The 26,158-nt window shown below is 53.1% G+C and carries 13 protein-coding genes and 1 tRNA gene; 6 read left to right on the top strand and 8 right to left on the bottom strand.

The annotated features are described in order from the left end of the window. Nucleotides 1-40: 40 nt before the first annotated feature. The 5 genes from FH871_RS24625 to rpe form a co-directional block, all read right to left on the bottom strand. Nucleotides 41-856 carry a transketolase gene (locus FH871_RS24625; protein WP_138994086.1) on the bottom strand — a complete coding sequence of 272 codons (816 nt, stop codon included), beginning with the start codon at nt 854-856 and terminating at the stop codon, nt 41-43. Continuing rightward, nucleotides 857-2,647, bottom strand: a complete 1,791-nt coding sequence (locus FH871_RS24620) for a glycosyltransferase family 39 protein (RefSeq protein ID WP_138994085.1) — start codon at nt 2,645-2,647, stop codon at nt 857-859. A 53-nt stretch (nt 2,648-2,700) separates the two neighbouring features. Beyond that, entirely contained in the window at nt 2,701-4,737 is a 2,037-nt protein-coding gene (locus FH871_RS24615; protein WP_138994084.1) for an OmpA family protein, read from the bottom strand. 128 nt (nt 4,738-4,865) lie between these two features. Next, entirely contained in the window at nt 4,866-6,281 is a 1,416-nt protein-coding gene (locus FH871_RS24610) for an alpha-amylase family glycosyl hydrolase (RefSeq protein WP_138994083.1), read from the bottom strand. Nucleotides 6,282-6,321: 40 nt separating this feature from the next. Then, nucleotides 6,322-7,014, bottom strand: a complete 693-nt coding sequence (rpe, locus tag FH871_RS24605) for a ribulose-phosphate 3-epimerase (protein ID WP_138994082.1) — start codon at nt 7,012-7,014, stop codon at nt 6,322-6,324. A 178-nt stretch (nt 7,015-7,192) separates the two neighbouring features. On the opposite strand from rpe, the gene ligA reads away from it, so the two are divergent. Then, nucleotides 7,193-9,238 carry an NAD-dependent DNA ligase LigA gene (gene ligA / locus FH871_RS24600; protein ID WP_138994081.1) on the top strand — a complete coding sequence of 682 codons (2,046 nt, stop codon included), beginning with the start codon at nt 7,193-7,195 and terminating at the stop codon, nt 9,236-9,238. Between the two features lie 88 nt (nt 9,239-9,326). Continuing rightward, a complete protein-coding gene (gene dapA / locus FH871_RS24595; RefSeq protein WP_138994080.1) occupies nt 9,327-10,223 on the top strand; it encodes a 4-hydroxy-tetrahydrodipicolinate synthase in 897 nt (298 codons plus the stop codon). A gap of 80 nt (nt 10,224-10,303) precedes the next feature. On the opposite strand, the gene FH871_RS24590 is transcribed toward dapA, so the two are convergent. Both FH871_RS24590 and FH871_RS24585 read right to left on the bottom strand, forming a co-directional pair. Next, nucleotides 10,304-10,495, bottom strand: coding sequence for a hypothetical protein (locus FH871_RS24590; RefSeq protein WP_138994079.1), 192 nt, complete (start codon nt 10,493-10,495; stop codon nt 10,304-10,306). Nucleotides 10,496-10,561: 66 nt separating this feature from the next. Beyond that, nucleotides 10,562-12,727, bottom strand: a complete 2,166-nt coding sequence (locus FH871_RS24585) for a carbohydrate binding family 9 domain-containing protein (protein WP_229317547.1) — start codon at nt 12,725-12,727, stop codon at nt 10,562-10,564. Nucleotides 12,728-12,909: 182 nt separating this feature from the next. On the opposite strand from FH871_RS24585, the gene FH871_RS24580 reads away from it, so the two are divergent. From FH871_RS24580 to FH871_RS24570, 3 genes are all read left to right on the top strand, one after another. Beyond that, complete coding sequence (locus tag FH871_RS24580; RefSeq protein ID WP_171062940.1) at nt 12,910-16,863, top strand: ATP-binding protein; 3,954 nt, start codon at nt 12,910-12,912, stop codon at nt 16,861-16,863. Nucleotides 16,864-17,104: 241 nt separating this feature from the next. Then, nucleotides 17,105-19,822: a putative Ig domain-containing protein gene (locus FH871_RS24575; protein ID WP_171062939.1), complete on the top strand. Its 2,718-nt coding sequence runs from the start codon at nt 17,105-17,107 to the stop codon at nt 19,820-19,822. Nucleotides 19,823-20,225: 403 nt separating this feature from the next. After that, nucleotides 20,226-23,063, top strand: coding sequence for a putative Ig domain-containing protein (locus tag FH871_RS24570; protein ID WP_138994075.1), 2,838 nt, complete (start codon nt 20,226-20,228; stop codon nt 23,061-23,063). A gap of 99 nt (nt 23,064-23,162) precedes the next feature. On the opposite strand, the gene FH871_RS24565 is transcribed toward FH871_RS24570, so the two are convergent. Beyond that, nucleotides 23,163-25,739, bottom strand: coding sequence for a M14 family zinc carboxypeptidase (locus FH871_RS24565; protein ID WP_138994074.1), 2,577 nt, complete (start codon nt 25,737-25,739; stop codon nt 23,163-23,165). A 190-nt stretch (nt 25,740-25,929) separates the two neighbouring features. Here FH871_RS24565 and FH871_RS24560 point away from each other — a divergent pair. Beyond that, nucleotides 25,930-26,001, top strand: a tRNA-Glu gene (locus FH871_RS24560). Nucleotides 26,002-26,158 lie beyond the last annotated feature (157 nt).

Below are 26,158 nucleotides of genomic sequence, written 5' to 3'. Positions count from 1 at the left end.
GGTTAACTAGTATGGATCGGAACCTGTTTACTGCACAGGTTTAAGCGGCAAAATACCGGTCGTTTATATCGTTGCAGGCCTGGTCGTAGAGGTCGGCGGTCATGGGCAGGTAATGCCATTCGAGCCGGTTTTCCATATACGAAACGCCTTTGCCTTTCACCGTGTGGGCAATAATGACTTTGGGCTTGCCATTGGTTTGCAGCCGCAGCGTATCGAGGATCACGAGCAGGGCTTCCACATCATGACCATCGGCTTCCACAACGTCAAACCCGATGGCTTTCCATTTCGCCACATCGGCCGTGTCGCCAAACACTTCGGCAGTGGGGCCAAACCCCTGCAAACCGTTTTTGTCGATCAGCACCGTCAGGTTATCCAGTCCCTGTTGCAGGGCGTAATGGGCGGCTTCCCAGGTGGTGCCTTCGTTGGTTTCCCCGTCCGACATCAGCACATACACGGCGTTGGTGTTGCCCTGCAATTTGTTCGCGTGCGCAATGCCCGACGCAATGGGAAAACCGTGACCGAGCGAGCCGGTGGCAAACGGAATGCCTTTGTGTTTGTTGGGCGCGGGGTGAGCGGGCAGGGTGGTGCCGTTTTTGTAGAACGATTGCAGTTGTTCGTCCGAAATTTCGCCCAGGTGATTCAGGCAAACGTAGAGTGCCGCTGCGGCATGGCCTTTCGACAGGATGAACGTATCTTCTTCCTGTTTCCGCAGAATCAGTGAGGCAATCATCATATCGAGGCAGCTCAGCGAGCAGCCAATGTGGCCGGCATGGGCCTTATTATACAATTCGAGAACCTTCAGCCGCAGTTGGCCGCTGAGGGTCGTAATATCGGTTGTGAGTGCTGGTGAAGTCATTTAATACCTGTATTTCGTTCCTTCGAGGTCAAAGATAGTGATTTTCTGGCCCGTCTTGCCTTTGACCAGTACAATCTTATCCCGTTCCATGGGGTCGATGCGCTGGTAATAGGTGGCGTCTTTCGGCAAATAGATGTTAACCAACTGCGCGTCGATAATGGCATACGGCCGACCGCTTTTGTCGATATCGGAGTATTCCCGGCGTTTCAGCGACGGATACAAAACCGTATCGCCCGGGGCATAGAGTTCTTCAATTTTCTTCGCGGATTCGCGAAACGGATTGGTGGTACGGGGAACGGAAAACGACGTATACTTCGCTGCCGTATCGTTATAGATGCGTTGCAGCAGTTGAATGACCAAACCACCCTGAATGATCAAAACCGCCGTCAGTGGTAAACTAAGCCACAATTTTTGCGTCGAAAGTTTCCGAATCAGGATGGCAACGAGAATGATCACATACGGAAATGAAAAGCCCGAATACCGCTGCGTGAGCCCGTAGGTATGCCCGGAACGGAACGCCATCAGGATCAGAAACAGCGTCGGAACCACGGAAAGCAGCACCAGAAAAACGATCAACGGGCGGTCGTTCGGCCTGAAATCTTCCAGCAAAGCCACAATCATCAGGTAAAAAAGCGGCAGCGTCGCCGACAATACCAGGTGCTGCAACGGATAAATGCTGTAGAAAGCCAGCCCGGCCAGCATCAGAACGGGCAGCCCGAATTTGACCCACTGAGGGGGCTGGCGCTGGTTCCGGTACCGGTAAATAAGGAATACCGAAAGCAGGCCGATGAGAAGCGCAACCCCCACATTCCGGTAGCCCGCCGTTGCCGTCGCCAGGCCGTTGGTAAACAGCACGAGATCGCTCCAGATGGGCAGTGATCGCCAGAAAACGTTGGGAATCGTGGCCGGAAGAATCAGGCCAAATCCGCTGTTCACGGGATTGGTCAGCGCCAGGTTGCGATAGAAAACGGCCTGGTGGTTCAGGGTGAAAAACGTGGATTGCCCCCCGCCGAAAATCATCCACAGCGATACGAACCCGATGGCAACGGCGAAGGATGCGCCCAGTTTATACCACATCGGCCATTTGCGGACGTAGAGCAGGGTGTACAAACCGTGGCACAAAAAAACCGTAACCGTCAGGTAATGAGACAGAATCGAAGTGGCAATGAGCGCGCAATAGCCGACATACAGTTGCGCCGGGGCTTTCTTTTTCTGCTCTTTTTCCATGATGATCAGAAAAACGTGCGTCGACAGCAACGTCAGAAAGAACGTCATCGAATAGTTGCGGGCGATGTGGCTGTGGGCGATGAACAACGGTTCGATGGCAGCAATGAACGCGCTGATCAACGCCAGCCGGGTTGCCGATTCCGGTTCCAGCCGGAAATGACGTTTGGCAAAAAAATAAACGAGTAAAACCGTTAGTGTGCTGAAGATGATCGAAGGAAACCGGATCGATAAATCGCTGAGGCCGAAAATCTCTTCCCAAATCCACAAAACCGCATAATAGGCCGGACTGTGGCCAATGTCGCTCCGCTGAACGGCTTCACTGAAATCGGCGAAGGTTTTGGGTTTCCAGAACTCTTTGGGCGTAAAATAAGGCGAATCCTTCTTGTCGAATACATCGTGTTGATTGGCCCCTTCCATCGCAATGCACTGGCTGATGAGGAGCGTCGCCTTTTCGTCAAACCAGATACCGTAGGTGTCGGATCGGTAAATACGGAGGATAAAAGCCAGCAGAATAATTCCGGACAGAATAAAAACAGACGTTCGACGAGGGGGCGATAGAGACATTAATCCAATACTATAACTTTTCTGCGGGTAAAATTAAACTGATTTGTGGGACTTTACATTTTCAGGATCGTAAATTCTACTCTTCGGTTCAATCGACGCTTCTCCTCGGTCTCGTTACTGGCGATCGGTTTGCTCGGCCCCCAGGCTTTGGTCTGGATGCGGAGGTCGGGAATGCCCTGCGCCAGCAGATACTCTTTGACCACCCGGACCCGGTCCTGCGACAGTTTCATGTTGAGGTCCCAAATGCCCTGGTTATCAGTGTGTCCATCGACCTGAATTTCCATCGTTGGGTACTCTTTCAGCATCTGCACCACGCGGTCGAGTTCGACCGTTGAGCCGGATAAAAGAATGGCTTTGCTTTGTTCGAACAGGACGTCGCGCAGGACGACCCGCTGCCCGGCTTTGATCGGCGTTAAAATGAGATTTTTCCGGATTTCCTTGAAGCGTTTGTCTTTGCTGAGGTCGACCAGTTCGGTAGACGGGAAGTAACCTTCGCGTTTGGCCGTCAGATTATAACTGCTCGACATCGCCAGCAACAGCTTGAAATCGCCGGTTTCGGGATCGTAGGCAATCCGGCTGTGTTCTTTGTTTTCGGGGGCAATTGTCGAAAAAACCTCCGCAGCGACCGGTTTTTTGGTGACGCCATCGATGACCTGACCCGACACGATGGCCACGGGGTCGGGTTTGATGGCCGGGTACAGTTTCAGCCGAAAAATATCTTCGCCACCCATCGAATTCTGGATGGAACTCAGGTAGGCGTAATCACCGGTGGCCGGAATGGTGAAATACCCATCCCATTCCGGGGTGTTGATAACCGGCCCCAGGTTTTCCGGCTCCGACCAGTTGGTCCAGGAATCATCGAGCCGACGGCTGACGAAAATATCCCCGTTGCCGTATTCGGGCCGCCCGGCTGACGTAAAATAGAGCGTTCGGGAGTCGGAAGCCACGAAGGGTGCACCTTCGTATTCGGCGGTATTCAGAACCGGCCCCATGCTGACGGGTTCGCTCCAGGTTTGGTTCGGTTGTAAAAACGAAACGTATAAATCCTTGTTTCCCAGCGAATTCCGTCGCTGAACGGACAACACCATCGTTTTGCCATCCGGCACAATCGCGTATTCAGTGTACGCATTTTTGTGGAGGTTGTGGTTGTTGGCAATTACACACTCGACCGGAAACGACCAGCCATTCTTGCCCAGCGTCGATTTGGATAAACCGTAGGTAACGGAACCGTCGGGTTTGTAGACGTTGATGAGGTAAATGGTCCGGCCATCCGGTGACATGCCACTAACGGCGTTATCGGCGGTCGTATTGATCGGTGGGCCAATGTTGATTGCGTTTCCCCATTCGCCATTGGGTTGAAGCGTCGAATACCAGACGTCCTGGCTTTTGGGGTCGCCGGTATTGCGTTCGTGCTGCCCCCGGGTGAAATACAGCGTTTTGCCGTCCGGCGAAATTACCGGCGCTACTTCCTGCCCCCGCGAATTGACCTGCGCACCGATGTTTTCCTTTACCAGGTCTTTGGGCGCATCTTTGGACACGTTGATGGCAATGTCGATGGGCTGCGGATCGGACGAAATTCCGATGGCGTCGATCTGATTGGGGCCTTTAATCCGGTTGGGGCTAATGACCAGTTTGATGGTGTTGGCGGTGATAACCGGGTCGGTGGGCGCAATGCGGAGGATGGGCGTTTGGCCACTCTCGGCGATCTGAGCCGAAGGACCCATCTGATAAACCGGGATTTCCCGCCCCGAGCCGTCGATGATCAGGACCTGGCTAATGGCGCCGGGGTTGCCGCTCTGGAAGATGGCGATCTGGTGAATGGGAATGGCTGCGGCAAACCGAACCGTAATCCATTCCTCGTTCGGGCCGTCGGGGTAGAGCGGTGACCAGGCGCAGACGTTGTCACCAACTTGTGGAAGCCGGTTCGGTTTTCCCAAAATTTGATTCGCCCGGTATTGCTGCGAGTAGGCTTCCCCCCGGCCTTCCGACGAAAAACCGACGACGGAACTGGCCCACTGCACGGTTTGACCCGAAACCGCAGGTAAAAGAAGCACCACACATCCCAGCACCAGTAAGACTCCCCGGATCATGCAAGTTAATTTAGGATTGAAGAGTTAAGAATTATGAGTGAAGAATTAAGAGTTAAAATGATGAATGCGCATCCTTAAACCAAGATAGCACTAATAATTCATAACTCTTCACTCATAACTCTTAACTCTTAATTGGTATACACCTTATATTCCCACGGTTTGAGCGCAAACGTCAGGGAATTGCGCAGTTCGGCGGGCTGGCGGCTGAACACCTCGGTATAAACGCCCTCAAAACCGTCGCCGTTCAGTCGAATGGTTTGGGGGGTTGGGCTGAGGTTGACGATGACGATAACCCGGTCGTTTTCCTGCTGGCGATAAAAAGCGTACACTTTGTCGTCTTTCTCCGTCGGAATCTTGATCAGCGGACCACCGGCCAGGCCGTTCCAGAGCGCCTGGTTGCGGTGTTTCAGGGTCAGCAGGGTTTTGTAGAAATCCGTTTTGCTGTAATTGCCCCAGTAAATCGGGTCTTTTTCGTAAAATTTCAGCCGTTTACTCAGGTTGGATTCCATGCCATTATAGACCAGCGGCATGCCATCGAAAGTAAAAGCCAGCACCGTGAAGGCATCGACACCATTGCCAAACAGTTCGGTTGGGGTGCCGACCCACGCATTCTCGTCGTGATTCTGCGTAAACTGCATCTGGTAGTAACCACGCGGAAACCGTTCCTTGTTGTGGGCCAGCAGCGAATCGAGGGCAGAAGCCGGGCGTTTGCCTTTGGCAATCAATTTCATAAGCTGGTAGGTACTCCAGCTATAATTCATGTTAAAACATTGTGTGAAATGCTCGGGCTTGTCTTCCCACTCGGCCAGCATAAAGACGGTTTTGATGCTGTCGAGTTTGGGGCGGACCTCGCTCCAGAAATCATCCGGAACATAGCCGGCGACTTCGCAACGGTAGCCGTCGATATCACATTCACGCACCCAAAACTTCATGGCATCCATCATGGCGCTCCGGAGTTCCGGGTTCTTGTAGTTGAGGTCGAACACGTCCGGGCGATCGGTCACTTTGCCCTGTTCGTCAATCGGCGGGCTCATCCTGCCGTTGATTTGGGTATACCAGTCCGGGTGTTGTTTCACCCAGGTGTGGGCGCGGCCGGTGTGATTAGGCACCCAGTCGATGATCACGTGCATGCCCAGATCGTGGGCCTGTTTGACGAGGGCCTTGAAATCGGCCAGCGTGCCGTAGTCGGGATTGACGGCCTTGTAGTCTTCCACGGCATACGGATTGCCGGGCAGGGTGCGCTGGTTTTCCTTGCTGATGGGATGGATCGGCATGAACCAGAGAATATCGACACCCAGCTCCTTCAGACGGGTGAGCTGGTTTTCAACGGCTTTGAACGTGCCTTCCGGTGAAAATTGCCGGATGTTGATTTCATAAATGGTCGCGTTTTTGGCCCAATCTACGGTTGGAATGCGACTTTGAACTACACTGGAGTCGTTGACACTGGTCGGATCGTTCCCGGTGGTTGGCGTTTGCTTGCAGGACAGAACCGAGAAAAACAGCAAACTTCCCAACAGTAAACCACAAAATATTTTCGTATACATGCCTGATTAAAAAGGTCGTGTAAATTGACTAAGCTTCCGTTTATACCGGCCGGGCGGTCTGGCCAAACTGTTTCAGCGTATGAATCGCTTGGGCAGGGTCGGCGGCTCGAAAAACGGAACTACCGGCTACCAGCACATCGGCACCAGCCTCTAGTAAAGCGGCTACATTATCATTCCCTACTCCACCATCCACCTCAATAAAAGCGGTTTGACCCGAAGCGGCCAGCAGCCTGCGCATTTTCCGGATTTTATGCAAGGTATGGGGAATAAACGATTGTCCGCCAAAACCCGGATTGACGGACATCAGCAGAATCAGGTCAATTTCATCGAGCACATCCGCCAGCAACTCCACCGGCGAGTGCGGATTCAGCGCCACGCCCGCCCGGCAACCGGTTTCCCGAATCTGGGTCAGCGTGCGGTGCAGGTGCGTACAGGCTTCGAGGTGAACGGTAATCGTGCCCGGCCGTTCGGGATGGGCAGCACCCGCTTTGGCAAACGCATCGATGTAGCGCTCCGGCTGCACAATCATCAGGTGAACGTCTAACGGTTTGGTAGCGTGGCGGTTAACGGCTTCGCAGACGGGAATGCCAAACGAAATATTCGGTACAAAAACGCCATCCATCACGTCCACGTGAATCCAATCGGCCTCACTGCGGTTGAGTAATTCAACGTCGCGTTGCAGGTTTGCAAAATCGGCAGCCAGGATTGAAGGGGCAATCAAAGGTGGAATCATGAAGGCGTTTTTAGTGAAATAATGTTTCCGAATTGCAAAAGTTGACTCCAAAATTAATTCTTTTGTTTGAACAATTCGAACCGGATGCCCGAGTCCGTACAGGATTTAGTAAGATTGCAGTCTAATTCGATTATACTGACGCTGTGAAAACCCGGTGCAATTTTAGTTTAAAAATAGAATGAATCCTCAGGAACGAATCGCTGAACTTACTGATCGGCTTAATCATTATAACTTCCAGTACTACCAAAACAGTATTTCAGAGGTCGATGATTTTACCTTTGACCAACTGCTGGAGGAACTCACGGCCCTGGAACGGCAACACCCCGAATTCGGTCGGCCCGACTCCCCGACGCACCGCGTGGGCGGCACCATCAGCAAGGAATTTGCTACGGTTTTTCACCGGTTTCCGATGCTGTCGCTGGGCAATACTTACTCGGAAGCGGAGTTGACGGAGTTCGATGTCCGGGTGCAGAAAGGGCTCAACGGGGCGGCTTACGACTACATCTGCGAATTAAAATTCGACGGCGTTGCCCTGAGCCTGGCCTACGAAAACGGAATTCTGGTACGGGGCGTTACCCGGGGCGATGGCGTCCGGGGTGATGACATTACCGCCAACGTCCGCACCATTCGCACCTTGCCGCTCAAAATAAATGGTTCCAATGTGCCGCCGTTGTTTGAAGTCCGGGGCGAAGGTTTTTTGCCGCTCGCTGAATTTGAACGCATTAACCGCGAACGCGAAGACATTGGCGAACCGCTGCTGGCCAATCCGCGCAACGCGGCTTCCGGGACCTTCAAGCAGCAGGACTCCGGGGCGGTGGCCAAACGGCGGCTGGATTGTTACCTCTACTCGTTTTTGTCGGACCCGGAAGCGTTTGAAACCCACGAAGAAAGCCTGGTGGTCATGAAGCAATGGGGCTTCAACGTGTCGCCAACCTGGCGGAAATGCGGTTCGATTCAGGAGGTGATGGCGTTCATCAACGAATGGGAAACCCGGCGGTTCGAACTGCCGCTGGCGACGGATGGCATTGTCATCAAAATCAATCGCTACGACCAGCAACGCGAACTCGGCTTCACGGCCAAGAGTCCGCGCTGGGCGATTGCCTTCAAATACAAGGCGATGGCCGCCACGACGGTGCTCAACAGCGTTTCGTACCAGGTTGGGCGGACGGGTGCAGTAACGCCGGTGGCCAATCTGAAACCGGTTTTGCTGGCCGGAACGGTTGTCAAACGCGCGTCGCTGCACAATTCCAACGAAATTCAGCGGCTGGGCGTGATGCTGAACGATACGGTTTTTATCGAAAAAGGGGGCGAAATTATTCCCAAAATAACCGGTGTCGACCTCAGTCAGCGAACCGACGCCAGTTTGCCCATCGTTTATCCGACGCTTTGCCCGGCCTGCGAAACGCCTTTGGTGCGGAAAGAAGGCGAAGCGCATTTTTACTGCCCGAACGAAAAAGCGTGCCCTCCGCAGTTGCAAGCCCGTTTCGAACATTTTATTCAACGGCGCGCCATGAACATTGAAAGTCTGGGCGAAGGCAAGATCGAAATGCTCATTGACCGGGGACTGGTGCGCAGCCCGGCTGATTTGTACGAACTGACCGTGGAGAAACTGCTGGGCTTGGAGAAAGTATTTGCCGACCCGGAAACCGGTAAAAAGCGGGTGGTTAGTTTGCGGGAAAAATCCGTCGAAAACATCCTGACGGCCATCGAACGCTCGAAAGCCCAGCCTTTCTCGAATGTGCTGTTTGCCATCGGCATCCGGTATGTCGGCAACACGACGGCCGAAAAACTTGCGGATTATTTCGGCAACATCGACGCGCTCCGGGGGGCTTCCCACGAGGCACTGCTCGGCGTTCCGGAAGTGGGCGACCGGATTGCCCAGAGTGTAGTCGCCTGGTTTGACGATTCCGAAAACCAGGTATTCATCGAACGGTTGCGGCTGGCGGGTTTGCAAATGGAAACGGACCGCGTGGCAGTGGAGAAAAAAGGGGAGACGCTGGTCGGCAAAACCTTTTTGTATACCGGCACGTTCGCCAACTTCAGCCGCGAAGAACTCGAAAACGAAATTGAAGCCCACGGCGGAAAGCTGTTGAGCGGGGTTTCCAAGAAATTGAATTACCTGATTGTCGGCGAAAATCCGGGGCCATCGAAAGTAGAAAAAGCCACCAAAATGGCGGTTCCGATGATTGGGGAAGATGAGTTTATGGCGATGTTGAGCAGTTAGGTCAACAGAAATACGGTTTCATACCGAAAAACCGTACCTTTGTCCCAATTTCCGATTTGCATATTCCTTCTAATCCAGTACGAAATACATGAATGCTCGTTTCCACGGCGTTGGGGTCGCCATTGTTACCCCGTTCAACGACGACCTGACCATCGATTTCGATGGCTTTGGTAGAGTCGTTCAGCACATTACCGACGGAGGTGTCGATTACATTGTGCTGCAAGGTACCACGGGTGAATCGCCGACGGTGACCAAATCGGAAAAGAAACAGCTACTTCAGTATCTCAAGGAAAATAACCCGAAAAAATTACCGATCGTCTACGGCATCGGCGGCAATGCCACGCCGGAAGTCGTCGAAACGATTAAAGATACCGATTTCGAAGGCATTGACGCCATTCTGTCGGTATGTCCGTATTACAACAAACCGGGCCGACGCGGGGTGATCGAACACTTTACGCGCATCGCCGACGCCAGCCCGGTGCCGGTTATTCTCTACAACATTCCGCCCCGGACCGGCATCAACATGACCGCCGAAACCGTCTGCACCCTGGCCGAACACCCGAACATCATCGGCGTCAAAGAGGCCTCGTGCATCATCGAGCAGTGCATGGAAATTGTCCGCGACAAACCGGATGACTTCCTGTTGATTTCGGGCGATGACGTGCAGGGCGTCCCCATCATCAGCATCGGGGGCGTTGGCGTGATGTCGGTGGTTGCCAATGCGTTACCGGCTAAATTTACGAACATGATTCATGCCGCCCTGCAAGGTGACTTTGCGTTTGCCCGTACCGAACTCGGCCATTTCCTGCGCATCGATCCGCTCTTGTATGAAGAAGGCAACCCGGTGGGAATCAAAAAGATTCTGGAAATCCTGGGCCTGATTTCTTCCACGGTTCGTCTGCCGCTCTACACGGCTTCGGACGATCTGGGCGAGCGAATGCGGGAGGTTCTGCAACGCGATAAACTGGTCGAACTGGTGGCCTGAAACCGTCTGGATTGACTAAACACAAAAAAACGCCCTTGCACAACAAGGGCGTTTTTTTGTGTTTTAGAAGGGTGTTGGGTCTAATCGCTTCGGCCACCGCCGAATACCTTTCTGAATAGCCAGATCGCCACGAACAAGACGAGAACGATGCCGATGCCATAAACCCAAAGACCCGCTTTGAAGATATCGCCAACCAGTTCGCAACTGGTCATGCCGACCAGCAGGAAGAGGGAAATTGACAGGGTGTATAGAAAATGAGTGAAATTACGCATGGTTTGTGGGGGTTGATGTTCAGGTATTCAACTCCCAACTTTATTTATTTGTTTACAGAAACCACGCTACACGTTCCACCAGTACGTGAATTTCAGCACCAGCGCCCGGCTTTTCACCGTTAGCGAGCCCGGCAAATAATTGTCGGTATACACCAGAAAAAGGTCGGAAGCGGGTTGGTAGCGCCATTGGAACCGGGCGTTCAAATTCACATTGCGGGCCTGCTCGTTATACTGCACGAACGTGGTGAAAAATACCCGGTTCGTCATGGTCAGATCGACGCGCGGACCCACAAGCCAGAATTTGGTTGTGGATTTTGTTTCGGGCAACTGGATGTCGTTGTAGGTGGCACTCAACGCCAGACTGACGTAGGGCTGAAAACGATAGCCCAGTTCGGTGGACAGAAACAAGCGGGTGCCGTTGGCAAAATACCCGCCGTAACGGCCTGAGAAAAGGTAGGTGAACAAACTTTGCGGTTTGGAAATGTAGTCGGCACCAACGGCATTCCAGCGGTGTTCGGTTCCGCGCGCCAGCGTGTCACGACCGGTATTGGTGGGGTCGAAGGGCTGCAGGAGCCGGACATAATCGTGCGCAGCCCAAAGCGAAAGCACGCTTTTGCTTCGGAAGGTGGTCAGATACGTAAAAACGGATTGATTGTCGGTTTGCCTGAACGACTCGTTGTAGATGACAAATGAAGTAAGCTGTGGCCCGTGGCTCAACACCTTACCCCCTTTGGGAAAAAACAAATAACTGACCGTTGGGTTGGCTTTGATGTAACCCCGTCGCGGAACGTACCCGACTTCGGCTGTATAGTCACTACCCACGTATTCGTGCTGCCAGCCAACAATCCATTTGCGGGTGCTATACAGCAGGTTTGCGGCATGAACGTGGTTACGCTTTCCGCCCGTTAGGGGGTCGAACGACTTCATAAACAGGACTTTCCCCGTCCAGGCATTGTTGGAGGAGGCCAGGTTGTATTCCAATCCGATGTTTCGGTTGTATCTGGAATAAACCGGTTTTCCGGCTTCGGTTGCACCCGGATCGTAGTTGAGCGACTCCTTGTTGATGAAAATGGCGCCGATGTTGGAGCGCGAGAAAATCCGCCGTTGCAATGCGACGACCGCAAAATTCTGGGCGGGCAAGCCGGTTTCATTCACTTTTCCGGTCTGCATATCCATCAATCCAATGCGCCAGTCCTTGTTGAGTTTTCCGCTCAGCCGCGCTCCGAACCGGATGGGAACGCCCAGACCGATCCGGCGGGAAAAGAACGGGCGGATGTTGGCGTAGCCGAAGTTGGTAAACAGGTCGCCGTTTTCCAGAAAAAACTGCCTTCGTTCCGGAAAAAACAACTCAAACCGGTCGAGGTTCGTCACCTGCCGGTCGACGTCGACCTGGGAAAAATCCGGGTTGACGGTCAAATCCAGGTTCAGCGACGAGGTAACGGCCACTTTGGCGTCCAGCCCGACATCGCCCCGGTAGGAAGTCGGTTTTTGGTTGGCGTAGTCGCGCGTCAACCCGCCAAGCGCGTAGGGAATCAGCGAAATGTTGGAGCCGACCTGCGGAGGAGCCTGATCCCAGACGATGGTGCCGGTGTAGGCCAGCGATGCCGTTGGAAATTGCCGTGGAACCGGCGCCCAGCTTGACTTTTCGGTGGTTCGTAAATCCTGGCGGCTGAAATTGATGCCCCAGCGCGTGATGCCTTTTTTGTACCGGATCGTTTTGAACGGAATGGCGGCTTCGAACACGTAGCGGTCGTCATAATTTTTCACTTCTGAATACCACTTGTTATCCCAGCTCAGGTTGGCTTTTCCGCCTTCATACAACAAACCGTCCCACTGCGCCCCAACGGCATTGGCTCCGAACGTAAAACCGTTGGTCTGGTCGTCGAAGGGGTCCATGAAGAAAATGAAATTGTCATTTTTGCCGAACTCCCAGTCGCGCCGGAGCGACTGGACAAACGGCCGGTTTTGCCGGACCGAAGCCGTAGGGTCGTAATAACAAACCGCAATGATGTACAGATTTTGCTGATCATACGTCATTTTGACGTCCGTCCGAAGGCGGGCAAAACTGGTGTCCATCGGCAAAACCATGTAAAAATTGGTGGCCGTATCGGCTTCGAGCCAGCCCGGCTCGTCCATTACCCCATCGATTCGGACGGGCGAAGTCGTCTGACGAATGTGGTATTGATAGGCTTCGTTTTTCTTTTGGGCATAGAGGGAGGTACAAAAAATCACGCAGGGAAGGAACAACCGGAAAAATCTCACAAATGCTCGCTATTTTAGTGGGTTTCAAAAGTAAACAGACAAAGATACGGCAAGTCCCGGCGGGATGATTAAAATCGTATTTGTATTTTTTGTGGATTGATTTCATGCCATTTCTACGCTTCGGATCTTTTTTGCGGAAGCTAATCCCCTTAATGGGGTTGCTTTTAGGTGGGGGGCTGCCCATACAGACTCTGGTTGCCCAATCGAATGCATTGCCGCCCGCCGAATCCCTGACTGAACGGCAGGGCTTACCCCAGGCGTTTGTGTCATCCATTGTGCAGGATCGGCAGGGATTTATCTGGATGGCCACCCGAGACGGTCTGTGTCGCTACGACGGGCAGCGGTTTCGGGTTTTCCAAGTGGCTTCGCCGGCGAAAACCGCTCTTTCGTTTCCGGATGTATACAATCTAACCCCCGACCGCGACGGCCATATCTGGATTAAAAGCGAACAGAACAAAATGGACCGGCTCGATCCGGCTACGGAAACGTTCCGGAATATTACCCGCGAACCATTTTATCGCCGTCATTTCGGGCGCGACACCCTCTGGGATCTTTGCCCAGACAGCCGCAACCGGGTCTGGCTGATTTTTCGCAACAACGGGCTGGTTTGCTGGGATTTGCGAACCAACCATTACCGGCGGTTCCGGCACACGGGCCAGCGCCATTCCCTCCGTAACAATGTGGTTCGGGATGTTAGGGAAGACCGTCGGGGCAACATCTGGGTAACATCGGATGGCGGACTCGACCGGTTTGATGAAAGCCAGTACCAGTTTATTCATTATCCGCTTGCATCCGGGAAGCCGGTTACGTGGCCGGACTCGATTCTGGGCCGGATGCACGCCCGGAAAAACGGCGATCTGCTGATTCATTCCCGGCAGCATCTCACGCTCCTTCATACGAAAACGGGTCAAATCCGGGTTTTTCCGCTTCCGCCCCTGGGAAACGACGTCTGGTGGGAGGCCCGGTTTACGTCCGACAGCCGGGGCAATGACTACTTGTTGTGGCACAATCAGATTTTCAGGATCAACGAGCCGTCAGGTTTGCAACCCCTGCCGGAGTTGACTAAAGACATCACGGCCAAGAGTGTGTTTGTCGATCGCTCGGATGTGTTGTGGATCGGCACCAACGGCGCGGGCGTCCGGAAATACGATCTGTCGACTACTGGTTTTGAAGGATCGCTGTACCGGGTCGATTTTTGTACGGATTTGCTGGTGAGTCAGTTAGGTTTACCGGCGTCGCAGGTTCCCCGATTTTCGCCCTCCACCGATTCGTATCATTTTCGGTATGCCGTCGATGGGAAAGGACTGCTCTGGTTCAATCGGGGCCAGCCATTTTATCGCCTGGATCTGAAAACGAAGCAAATCCAGACCATCCAGCCGCCCGTATTGCCCGGCGAATCCGATGAACGTATGTATGTGCCGTTAGCAGCAGATCCGGGTGGCCGAATCTGGGCTGTTTACAAAAACCGGGCGGTTTGGTTTGATGAAAGCCAGCAACACTGGCAGGTTTTTCCGTTCCGGTTTTCAGTGGCCTCTGCCATTCAGCAGGCGGTTGTCGATGACCGGGCATTGTGGCTGGCTACGGAGTTCCATGGTCTTTACCGCGTTGATCGGGCAACGGGACAGACCCGGCGCTTTGGGTTCGATGCCCGAAATCCGGCTTCGTTGAACAGCGATGCGCTGTTCTGTCTGTTTGCCGATCCCCTCGATCCGAATCTACTTTGGTTGGGGACATTCGGCAGTGGACTGGGCCGGTTCGACAAACGGACGGGGCAATGTCGGCGGTTTACCATTGCGGACGGTTTGCCCAACAATGTCGTCTATTCCGCCATTCCGGATCGGCGTGGAAGCATCTGGATCGGTACCAACAAAGGAATTGGCCGACTGAATCGTCGGACGTTTCAGGTACAGAATTACACAACACAGGACGGTATTCTGGCCGATGAATTCAACCGGTTTCATTTTTTGCAGCTTCCCGGCGGGCGGATACTGATGGGTGGATTGGAAGGAATTACCGCTTTTTATCCCGACCGGATTACGAATGATCCCTATCAGCCTGCGGTAGAGTTGACGGGCATTCAGATTAATAACCGGGCAATCAAACGCGGTGCCGATTCCCCGGTGGGCGACTTGCCCGAACAGATCCTGCAATCGCTGAACCTGCCTTACAACCAGAACTTCCTGAATCTGGAATTTGCGGCTTTGCAATTCAACAAAGCCGGCAAAAACCGGTACCGGTACCAGTTAGAAGATTTGGATAAGGATTGGATTTCATCGGAACGACCCGTTGCGGTATACACGGACTTGCAACCCGGAAAATACCGGTTTTTGGTGAATGCCTCCAACACATCCGGAATCTGGAGCCGGGAGGTTCGCCGACTCGACATTACGATTCGGCCGCCCTGGTGGGCTACCTGGTGGGCTTATGTCCTGTATAGCTTGCTGCTGATCAGCCTGTTCTATATTTTTCTGCGAATCTACCGCAACCGGCTGCAACTCCGGCAATCAGTCGAACTGAAGCAGCGGGAAGTGGAGATGAAAACCCGGTTTTTTACCAACATTACCCACGAATTTCGGACGCCCCTGACCCTGATTCTTTCGCCCCTGGAAGGGTTGATCAACGAATTAGAAGGTACCAACTATGTTCGCCGGTTGACTTCTGTTCATCAGAATGCCCGGCAACTCCTGCAGCTAATTAACCAGTTGATGGACTTGTCGAAACTGGACGCTCAGGCCATGAAAGTCGAAGAATGGGTTGGGAGTCCGGGCGAAGTGGTTGAGCAAGTGGTCAGGACGTTTCAGGAAGCTGCCGGTCGGAAAACCATCCGGTTGACGTGCCACGATCAGAAAACCGGTATGTTTGTGTTTGACCCCTCGTTATTGGAACGCATTGTTTACAATCTGGTCGCCAATGCGTTGAAATTTACACCAGAAGGCGGGCAGATTGGTATTCACCTGGAATACAACTCGCCAAGGCCGGAACAACCGGAATTTGTCATCCGGGTTTCGGATACCGGAATCGGCATTCCGAAAGAACAGCTATCGGCCATTTTTGAACGGTTTTACCAGGTTGATCCTTCTTCGACGCGGGGGTATGAAGGGACGGGAATTGGGTTGGCACTGGTTAACGAACTGGTTCAACTGCAGCAGGGGCGGATCACGATGGAAAGTGAAGTCGGTTTGGGAACAAGCGTGACGGTTTCCCTGCCGTATCGCCGGGTGAATGCCGATGAAAAAACAGAAATTCCGGAGTTGCCCTCAACGGTTTCGTTTCTGACGGAACCGGATCATACGGGTTTCAGCGAATTGGAACGGGAGATTGACAGCCGAGAGTCGGCCAACCCGAATGCCGAGCAGACGGAGCTGTTGCTGGTGGAAGACAATGACGAACTGGCTGATTTTATCATCGGGAGTTTGCCCGGTCAGTACCAGATTCATCGAGCAGCCAACGGGGTCGAAGGGTTGCGACTAGCCATAGAGCGCATGCCTGAACTGATCATTTCCGACGTCCTGATGCCCGTCATGGATGGGTTTGAATTTTGCCAAAAAATCAAGGCTAATGATGCGACCAGCCATATTCCGGTAATGCTGCTGACGGCGAAATCCTCGACGGAAAACCGCCTGGAGGGGCTCTTGCTGGGCGCTGACGACTACATCACCAAACCATTCCTGGTTTCGGAACTGCAGCTGCGGGTGCGGAATCTGCTCGAACAACGCCGACTGGTGCGCGAGTGGGTGCGGGCATCGCTCCTCAGCCCGGTGACACTGGTGACACTTCCGGTGGCCGAAACCGTCGATCCCTATTTGAATAAACTATATCAGTTGATTGAAACCAGGCTCGATGATTCGGGCTTCGGGGTGGACGAACTGGCGGAAGTTTCCGGATTGAGCCGGACCAATTTATACCGGAAAGTGAAAGCCCTGACCGGATTACCGGCCAATCAGTTCATCCGCAATTATCGCCTGAAGCGCGGATCCCAGCTGCTTCGTCAGGGGTATTCGCCTTCGGAAACTGCAACGATGGTGGGCTTTGAAAGTCATTCCTACTTTACCCGCTGCTTCCGTGAACTCTACCGCATGACGCCCACCGAATTTGCTGAATCCTGATTTGAATGAGTGTGAAAGGTTGTTTCGCTGAGCGGAGTTTAAAGAGTTACGCAGAGGTTTTCTTCGTTAACTCTATTTTACTCCGCTCAACTCAGTGAAACAACCCCTTTTTTATCATAGAAACCCCTCGAAACGCTACTTGGCACAGGATTAACAGGAGTTTGGCACAGGATTAACAATCCGTTTGGAGATGGTATCGGACCTTTGGGGCATGTTTTACCATATCCATTTCCTGTATTTTATGAAACCAATTGTATGGATTCACCTTTGGCTGCTGGTGCTGTTTTTTGGGACGCAGGGCGCCTTTAGCCAACCCATTGTTTTTTACGTTACCCAAAACGGAGCGGGTTCCCAGAACGGCTCCGACTGGCTGAATGCCTACCCAGGCACGAATTTGCAAACCGCCATCAATGCTGCCAGTACGTATTGGCAAGCCAATCAGGATAAGGTGGTGGAGGTCTGGGTAGCCCAGGGGATTTATAAACCAACTACGGGAACAGACCGATTCACCTCCTTTGCCATGAAGGATCATGTGGCGATTTACGGAGGCTTTGTGGGCAATGAAAGCGCCCTGAGTTCGCGTCCGCCGATTACGCTCAGTGCGCCTTCGAGCACGACCCTGAGTGGAGAAATTGGTGAGCCTGGGGGTGAGGACAATTCCTATCATGTGCTTTTTAATGCCTCGTTGACTTCCACTGCGGTACTGGATGGCTTTTTGATTACCGGGGGTAATTCGGATGGGGGTGGTGGCGGAGGTATCTACAACTCGGATAGCAGTCCAATCATCCGGAATTGTTGTTTTCTGAACAACAAGGCTCGTAATGGGGGTGGTCTTTTAAATATAAGCAAGGAAAAGGATTCTGATCCGGATTTTATCAATTGTAGTTTTATTGCCAATCGGGCCGAACTGGCGGGTTATAGTGGATCTGGTGGAGGGGTATATAACCTGAGTGAAGATAATTCAAGCGGCAGCCCTCGATTCATTAACTGTGAATTTATAGGAAATAGTGTAACGGATGGCATGGGAGGAGGAATGATGAACATTAGCGGAAATAACGACGGGATACTGCACCTCCAGCTGATCAATTGCACGTTTGTCAACAATTCAGGAGATATACGCGGGGAAGCCATTTATAATTTCAAAGCCTTTGGGACATTAAACCTGACGGTCGTTAACAGCCTGTTCTGGAACAACGGTGGGGCGAATTCCATTTTTAATGATAATGCCCCAACCGTCACGGCCCAGTATAATTTGTTCGATGATACGGTAACGGGACTCGAAGGGAATACCAACCTGACGACCACTACCTCGCCCTTTGTCAGTGATACTGACCAGCAACTCCGAACCTGTTCTCCGGCGATTAACGCGGGCGATCCGACGAGTACGACAGCAACCAGCGGTGCCACCGATCTGGTGGGAAATCCCCGGTTCTACAACAACGGCCGCATCGACATCGGTGCCCTGGAATTTCAGGGAAGTCCCTTACCCGTACCGGTGCTGAGTCTGCCTCCGTCGATTACCTTACCGATTATTCAAAATACCCCCTCTGTCTCGTTGACGATCACGGGGTGTGAAACCGGGAACCTGAGCTGGAAAGGGCCTAACAACGCCAGCGGTACCGGAACCCGTATTACGATTCCCACTTCAGCAACGGCGACACTGGTTTACTCAGCCACCTGCAGCATTGGCAGTTGCGTTTCCGACCCCGGTTCAACTACCGTTTCGATTGTGCCGGGTTTGATCAGCGGCAGCTTCGACGGCTTTGTCTACGGGGCCGATTGTTCCACCTTCCGGGGCTGGGCCTGGGATCGGAATAAAGTCAATACGCCCATTTCGATCGATATTCTGGACGGCCCGGTGGTCGTCACCATGCTAATGGCCGATGTGTTTCGGCAGGATCTGCAAAACGCTGGAAAGGGCAACGGCAAACACGCCTTCAGTTTCCCCATTCCCGAATCGTTGAAAGACGGTTTGCCTCACCAGCTCTCGGCCCGCGTCGCCGGCAGTAGTTTTATGTTGAAAGATTCGCCCAAAAACCTCGTATGTCAGGGCAGCAGCTCACCCGCCAACAAAGCACCGGTGCCACCTACGCCTTCTATTTTGGTTGCTCCCCTGATGGCTCAGGTCGACGTACCATTCTCCGGAACATTAGTGGCCTTCACCGATCCTGAGGGTACTGCATTGACCTACGCCCTGAGCGGTTTGCCCGACGGTTTGTCAATCAACGCCAGCACCCGAATCATCAGTGGTACACCGACCCAGTCGGGCAACTTTGTGCTGGCGTATTCGGCGACCGATGGGGGTGGATTGACCAACTCCGTAAGCTTCCCGCTGACGGTTAATCCGGCTTCGACGACGACCGTCAGCGGGAATTTTGAGGGCTATTTAGACAAAGTAGAATGCGGCACGATCCGGGGCTGGGTGTGGGACCGTAACAAACCCAACGCCCCGGTAACTGTGGAGTTTTACTCCGGCGATAGAGTCTGGGGCAGCACGGTGGCCAATATCTACCGGGTCGATCTGAAGAATGCCGGGAAAGGCAACGGGGTTCATGCCTACAGTTTCGAGGTGCCGGCGAGTCTGATTGGCACGGGGACGCATGTACTCTATGGTCGGGTGCAGGGCAGCAATTACGTCCTGAAGGATTCGGGAAAACCGCTGACGTGTTCGTCACCGGCCCGCATGTCGGCCGAATCAGGTGGCCGACTGGAGGTAGTGGTTCTGGGCCACCCGGTCACCGATCGGGTGGAAGTTGAAATCTCCGGAGTGGCAGGTCAACCGCTGCAACTGCAGTTGATCGATACTCAGGGGGAAATACGGATGGAACTTTCGATCGCGATAGCGAAAGGCCGGGAGCGGTATCATTTTGATCTCAGCCGTCAATTGCCGGGTTTGATGCTTCTCCGGGTCAGCACAACGGGGCACACACAGGTTTTGAAAGTTTTGAAAGTCAATTAGTTATATAGAGTTCTGACAAGCCTGCCCGGAAAGGCAGACGCAACTTTCAGGCTCATTGCTGTTTTTTTTGATCCCGCCAAATTGAGTATTTGGCGGGATTTTTTGTCTGGTAAAGTGGCAACTTGCCTTTTTTTTCATATGTTTGGATTCGTTGTTAGTATTATTTTATTATTTATTCATATTTTGCAATGTCTTATAAATCCTGTCCTCTTATCGCTTGATCGAATGAAATTTACGCTACAGATTCCCCGAACTTCTTTTTCTGGTTTTAAGTACATTTTCCCGGTTTTTACATCGGCCAGTACCGCCTGATTTTCTTCTTTTCGTTCAGTAACTGATCCGGGCGTTTGACGTCCGGGGCAGCTTTTTATTTACCAATTCCAAACACTCTAATCCCTTTTTTATGAAAAAAAATTTCCAGTTTTCCCTAACCTTATGTCTGTTGCTTGCCTGGGGGTTGCACATACCCGGCGCTCTGGCGCAGTGGACCACCGCCAGTTTAAGCCAGAGTCGCAACAAGCTGGCCGGTACGAGTGCCGGTGGCAAAGCCTTTTTTGGTGGCGGTTTTGAAGGCGTGACGGCTTCCAACCGGGTTGATATTTATACGCGTTCGACGGATTCGTGGTCACAAGCCAGTTTGAGTGAAAGCCGGGGTGACCTGACTGCAACCGCTTCACCGGATTCCGTATTTTTTGCGGGTGGAGGTAGTTTAGACCAGAAGGGTTTTTCCAAACGTGTAGACATCTACAGCGTTGCCAATGATTCGTGGTCCCAGACCGATCTCTCGGTGAGTCGTTCCTTACTGGCATCGGCCCAGGCAGGACGAAAAGTCCTTTTTGCCGGCGGTATTCACCTGGAAGGTAGTTTTATTAAACTCCTGACAACTGTTAAAACCGTCGATATTTACGATTTAATTGATAAAAACTGGACGACTGGCGAATTGTCGGAAGCCCGCTCCAGCCTGGCTGGGGTTGCGGCCAATGGCAAGATCTATTTTGCCGGAGGGTATAAAAGTCTATTGGGTGGATTTTCAAAAAAGGTGGATATTTATGATGTTGCCACCAGCACCTGGTCGACAGCGAGTGACTTATCGGAAGCCCGAGGTGGTTTAGCGGCCGTGGTGGCCGGGGGTAAGATTTTTTTTGCGGGCGGTGTTAAAGGTTTATTAGATTATTCCGACCGGGTAGATATCTATGACCTCACTACCAATAACTGGTCGCAGGCTACCTTATCCAGTAAACGAACCAATCTGACCGCAACTACCGTGGGTGATAAGGTGTTTTTTGCCGGCGGTGAAAATCTTTCGGGGAGCTCGACCGTCGTCGATGTTTACGATCTGACTTTAGACACCTGGACAACGGACAATCTTACCAAGAAGCGGAAAGATCTGGCATCAGCCAGTGTCGGAAATAAAGCGCTTTTTGCCGGAGGCTTTGTTGGCGTTTTAGACGGGGGATCAACGGTTCTGGTCGACATTTACACGGCAACAGCCGTTGATCAGCAGCCGACTCCCGGTTCGTCTACGGTTTGTCAGGGCAGCACCGTCACCACAACCATTACGGCACTGGGCGACAACCTGACGTATCAATGGTACAAAGGATCGGCCAGCACCTCGGCCGCCGTCGTGACGGATCAAACCTCGGCTACCTTAACGTTGACGAACGTTCAGACCACCGATTCGGATTCCTACTATTGCCGGGTCAGTGGCGATGGTGGGGTGGCCTGGTCGGATGCTTTCGCCCTGACGGTTCTTTCGCTGCCTCCAACGCCCACCGTGGCTTTCTCGGGCCAGAGCAATGTGACGGTTTTTCAGAATACCCCTTTTATGAAGCTTAGTATCACCGGTTGTGATGCCGGGTCGGTATCGTGGACAGGGCCGGGTGGCAGCAGCGGTTCCGGCACCAGTATTTCAGTACCGACCTCCGCAACGGCAACCCTGGTTTATTCGGCAACCTGCACCATTGGCAGTTGCACAAGCTTGCCAGGAAGCGCCACGGTTGTCGTAGCGCCAGGTACCGCAGTTGGTAGTTTCGACGGCTTTATCTACGGTGCCGATTGCAGCACGTTCCGGGGCTGGGCCTGGGATCGTAACAAGGTCAATACCGCCGTTTCAGTAGAAATTCTGGATGGGCCAAACGTTATTGCTACCATTCAGGCGGATGTTTTCCGGCAGGATTTGCTGAACGCGGGCAAAGGAAACGGGAAACATGCCTTTCTTTTTGCCATCCCCGAATCGATTAAAGACAACCAGTCGCACCTGTTGTCGGCCCGGGTGACCAACAGCAGCTTTATTCTCAAAGATTCGCCGAAAGCCCTGATTTGCCAGGGAAGCGGGGCTAATCCGGGTAATGAACTTCCCAAACCGCCGACCCCGACGGTTATGATCGCACCCCTGGCTGCTCAGGTGGGTGTACCGTTTTCGGCCACGCTGGTCGCCTTTACCGATCCGGAAGGAACGACGCTTTCGTACGGGTTGACGGGACTGCCCGACGGTTTAACCCTGGATATGACCACCCGCATCATCACCGGGATTCCAACGGTGGATGGAACGTTCGTGCTGACGTATCAGGCTACGGATGCGGGCGGAGCCAGCAACAGTGTGAGCTTTCCGCTGACGGTTAGCCCGGCTTCTTCCGGTGGTGTTACCGGCGATTTTGAAGGCTATCTGGACAAAGTGGAATGCGGCACGATTCGCGGTTGGGTCTGGGATCGCAAGAAGCCCAACACGCCGGTGACGGTCGAATTCTATACCCTTAGCAGTGGTACAGTATGGGGCAGCACGGTGGCCAACATCTACCGGGTCGATCTGAAGAATGCCGGGAAAGGCAACGGGGTTCATGCCTACAGTTTTGTGGTGCCTGAAACCCTGAAAGGCATCGGGCCAACCGTGATTCACGCCCGGGTTCAGGGCAGTACCTACGTTCTGAAGGATTCCGGCAAAACCCTGGATTGTCCTTCCTCGGGTCGGCTTTCGGCTGAACGGACCAACGGTCTTCAGGTGACTGTGCTGGGCAATCCAGTGAACGATCGGGTAGAGGTGGAAGTTCGCGGAGCCGAAGGCCAGCCGCTGCGGTTTTCGCTGACGGACGTTCAGGGCCGGGTAATTGGTGAGCGCCAGATTCAAAAAGCGGCTCTCAATGATAGACAGAGCTTCGGTATTTCCGGTGTTCCGGCAGGTCTGCTGTTTCTGAACGTGAGCACCAGCGGCCAGAGCCAGACGCTGAAGCTGCTTAAAAGGTAGATCAGAATAGAGAGAAAAGACAAGAGAGTAAAGATTAGCCGTGTTTTCAAAAAACCGGTTTTTCTTTACTCTCTTGTCTTTTCTCTTTCCTCTAGAAACTCAATTCCCCACCATGAACACCGCATTGCCGAACAACAGCTTTCCGTTGTACCAGAAACCGCGGAACAGCGGGTTGTCCATCATGTAGACGATGCTGCCCTTGCCCAGGTCCTGCACGCCATACAGCAAGGTATTGTTGAGCTTCGACCGGGCATTTTTTCCCACAAAACCGGCCACATAGTTGTCTTTCTTCAAATACCCGACATTCCAGCCATCTTTCAGGAAATCGTAGTCGTAAACGTTCTGAACCAGTGCGTGATAGCCGTTGGGATAGCCAAAGGCCAGCGGATGGGTCCGGTCCAGATCGACGCGGTAGACACTGCCCGGCGTTTCTTCGGAAATGGCTTCGCGTTCGCGTTCGCCGTATTCCCGCAACGACTCGTCGGTATCAGAATTTGGCTTTTTATCGGTTTTTTCTTTTTTGGCTTCCGGTTTATCCACCTTTTTCTTTAGGCCGAAATCCGGTTTTTCGGCAAAAAACGAGGTGACGCGCTCCATCACAATGAGTTTGCCGCCCGCCTGAACCCATTCTTTCAGTTTGGTCAAGGTCCGGTCGTTCAGGATTTTTCCGTAGCCATATCCCTGCGGCATAATCAACACATCGATCTCGGCGAGTGAGGCATTCGAAAAGGAATTGGCTTCGATCAACGTCAGTGGATAATCGAGGTCCTGATCAAAATAATGCCAGACTTCACCCATGGACGTCGGTGAGGTGACGTCGCCGGAAATGACCGCAACCCGGGGGTTTTTGAGGGAGAAAACACTGCCGGAACCAAAGTCGGCCCCTTCGGCTACAAAACCGGTGGATGCGGGAATGAGCGGGATGTTTCGTTTGCTGGCTTCCTGCTGGATGATCTGGTAAAAACGGTCGCCCAGGCGTTCGTTTCCGGCACGGGTGATGATGAGCGTGCCAGCTTCAAACCGCTGTTCGCCCTGCTTAAAGGTCCGTTCCGCCACCCGCACCCGCACTTTGTTTTTCAGCAAACCGGCCAGGAACTGCACCTCCTGCGCCGACTGCCAGCGCACCAGGTAGGCATATGGTTTTGGCCCGGAACCAGTGGCTCCCTGCCCCGTCGCAGTCGCCGGGCTGACATAGGCCACCGGCGTTAGTTTCTCCTTCAACCCGTAGGCTTTTAAACCGTAGGCGTACGGAATACACCAGGAGGTGATGTCGTAGGTTACCGAATCTTCCAGCGTCGATTTGGGTTCGAAGAGGATTTTCAGGAGCGTTGATTTGGGTTGGTATGCGCTGATCACCAGGTCGTTGGTTTCCGTCGTAACCGCTTCGTTCTTCTGGTTCTGGTAGTTGAAACCCACCAGTTTCTGGGATTTTCCGGCCAGACCGTAGCGGATCTGGTTGTTGTCGAGCAGTTTCCGGAGCGCCGTAATCCGGCCTTCATCGTTGGCGGTTTTGATGACGTAACTTTTGAATTCGCCCACCGGGTTGGTCAGCGATTTTTCGAAAAAGCGGTTGAAGTTTTTGACGATGTCATCGGGGCGGTCGGCCACGGATTCGAGGGTGGCAAAGCTGGCGGTATAATGGTGGTCGATGCGTTCGCGCAGGGTGAGTGTGTCGCCGTCGTTCTTGCGATAGGCCAGTCCGGCCCGGCCACCACCGCCCTGTTCAAAGGTCATGCCGATGGCACCGTTGTAGGTTGGCCAGGTGTCGCCATAGCTCGGATAGAACAAGTCAAAATTCTCCCGCGTGTAATACAGCCAGCCGTTTTTGTCAAAATACCGGGTATTGTACTGTCCGATAATCTGCTGGAATTCCCGTTGCCAGGGCGTAATGTCTTCGTGGTAGGGCTTGGCGGAGGGGGCAAAATAATACGGACTTTCCGGACCCATCTCGTGAAAGTCGCCGTGCAGATGCGGCATCCATTGTTGGTAAAGTGCCATTCGCTGCTGCGTGATTTCCTGGGTTTGCCAGGCCCAGTCGCGGTTCGGATCGAACAGGTAGTGGGTGTAGCGGCCGCCGGGCCAGGGTTCGCTGTGTTCGCGCGCCAGGGGCGTCGGGTCGGGGTGTACGCCACTCATCTGGTTATACCAGTTGACATACCGGTCGTGGCCGTCGGGGTTCAGGCCGGGGTCCAGGATGACGACGGTATTGTCCAGGATTTTCCGGGAAACCGCATTCGAAGGATTGAGCAAATCGTGGAGCACCAGCATGAAGGCTTCGGAGCTGATGGCTTCATTGCCATGGACGTTGTAGCTCAGCCAGGCAATGGGCGGTTGCGTCGAATTTGCGGCCTGAGGGGTTGCAGCGGGGGTATTTCTCAGACCGATCTGTTTGAGGTGCGTGGTGCGGATTTCTTCCAGCCGCGCCATGTTTTTTTCGGAGGCCACCACCACCGCCAGCAGTTGGCGACCTTCAAAAGTGGTTCCGTACGGAATTATTTTTACCTGGGAGGGCGCTTGCCGGGCGACCTGTTCGGCGTAGGCTAGCACCCGGTGGTGGGGCGAAAACCGCTTGCCGACGGTATAGCCTAAAAACTGATCGGGATGTTGTAACGTGTTCTGAGCGAGCGTAGTCAAAGCCATTAACAGGCACAGACCGAATAAGGAGAGTCTTTTCATGAAGTGCAAATAATGAATTTATCGGGCAATCCCCAAAAATAAGTCGAAACCACAAAACCCCGTCAAATCGCAGAAAAATCATTTTTTTTTAGTCAGAGATTTGCAGCTATCAATTTTAGCCGTATCTTTGCACCACAATTTCAGAATCAGGGTTGGCAAATGAGTCGCCGACCAGTTGAAAACTGGATATGGCCGATTCGTCTAGCGGTTAGGACGCGGCCCTTTCACGGCTGAAACACGGGTTCGATTCCCGTATTGGTCACTCCGATAACCCCGACAAATTTTGTCGGGGTTATTTTTTTGTGGAAAATTCGCGGCAGGGCTGCGGTTAACCAGGGAATTTACCACAGCAGTCGCGCCAAAAACGAAAGACGGGATCAAGTACAAAAGTTGTGGAGTGCGTTGCATTTTTTTAGGTT

It is taken from the genome of Larkinella sp. C7, assembly GCF_006149005.1.
In the GTDB taxonomy this organism is placed as follows: Bacteria; Bacteroidota; Bacteroidia; order Cytophagales; family Spirosomataceae; genus Larkinella.
Note: the sequence above shows the minus strand (reverse complement) of the source record. Positions and strands in the feature narration are given on the sequence as shown.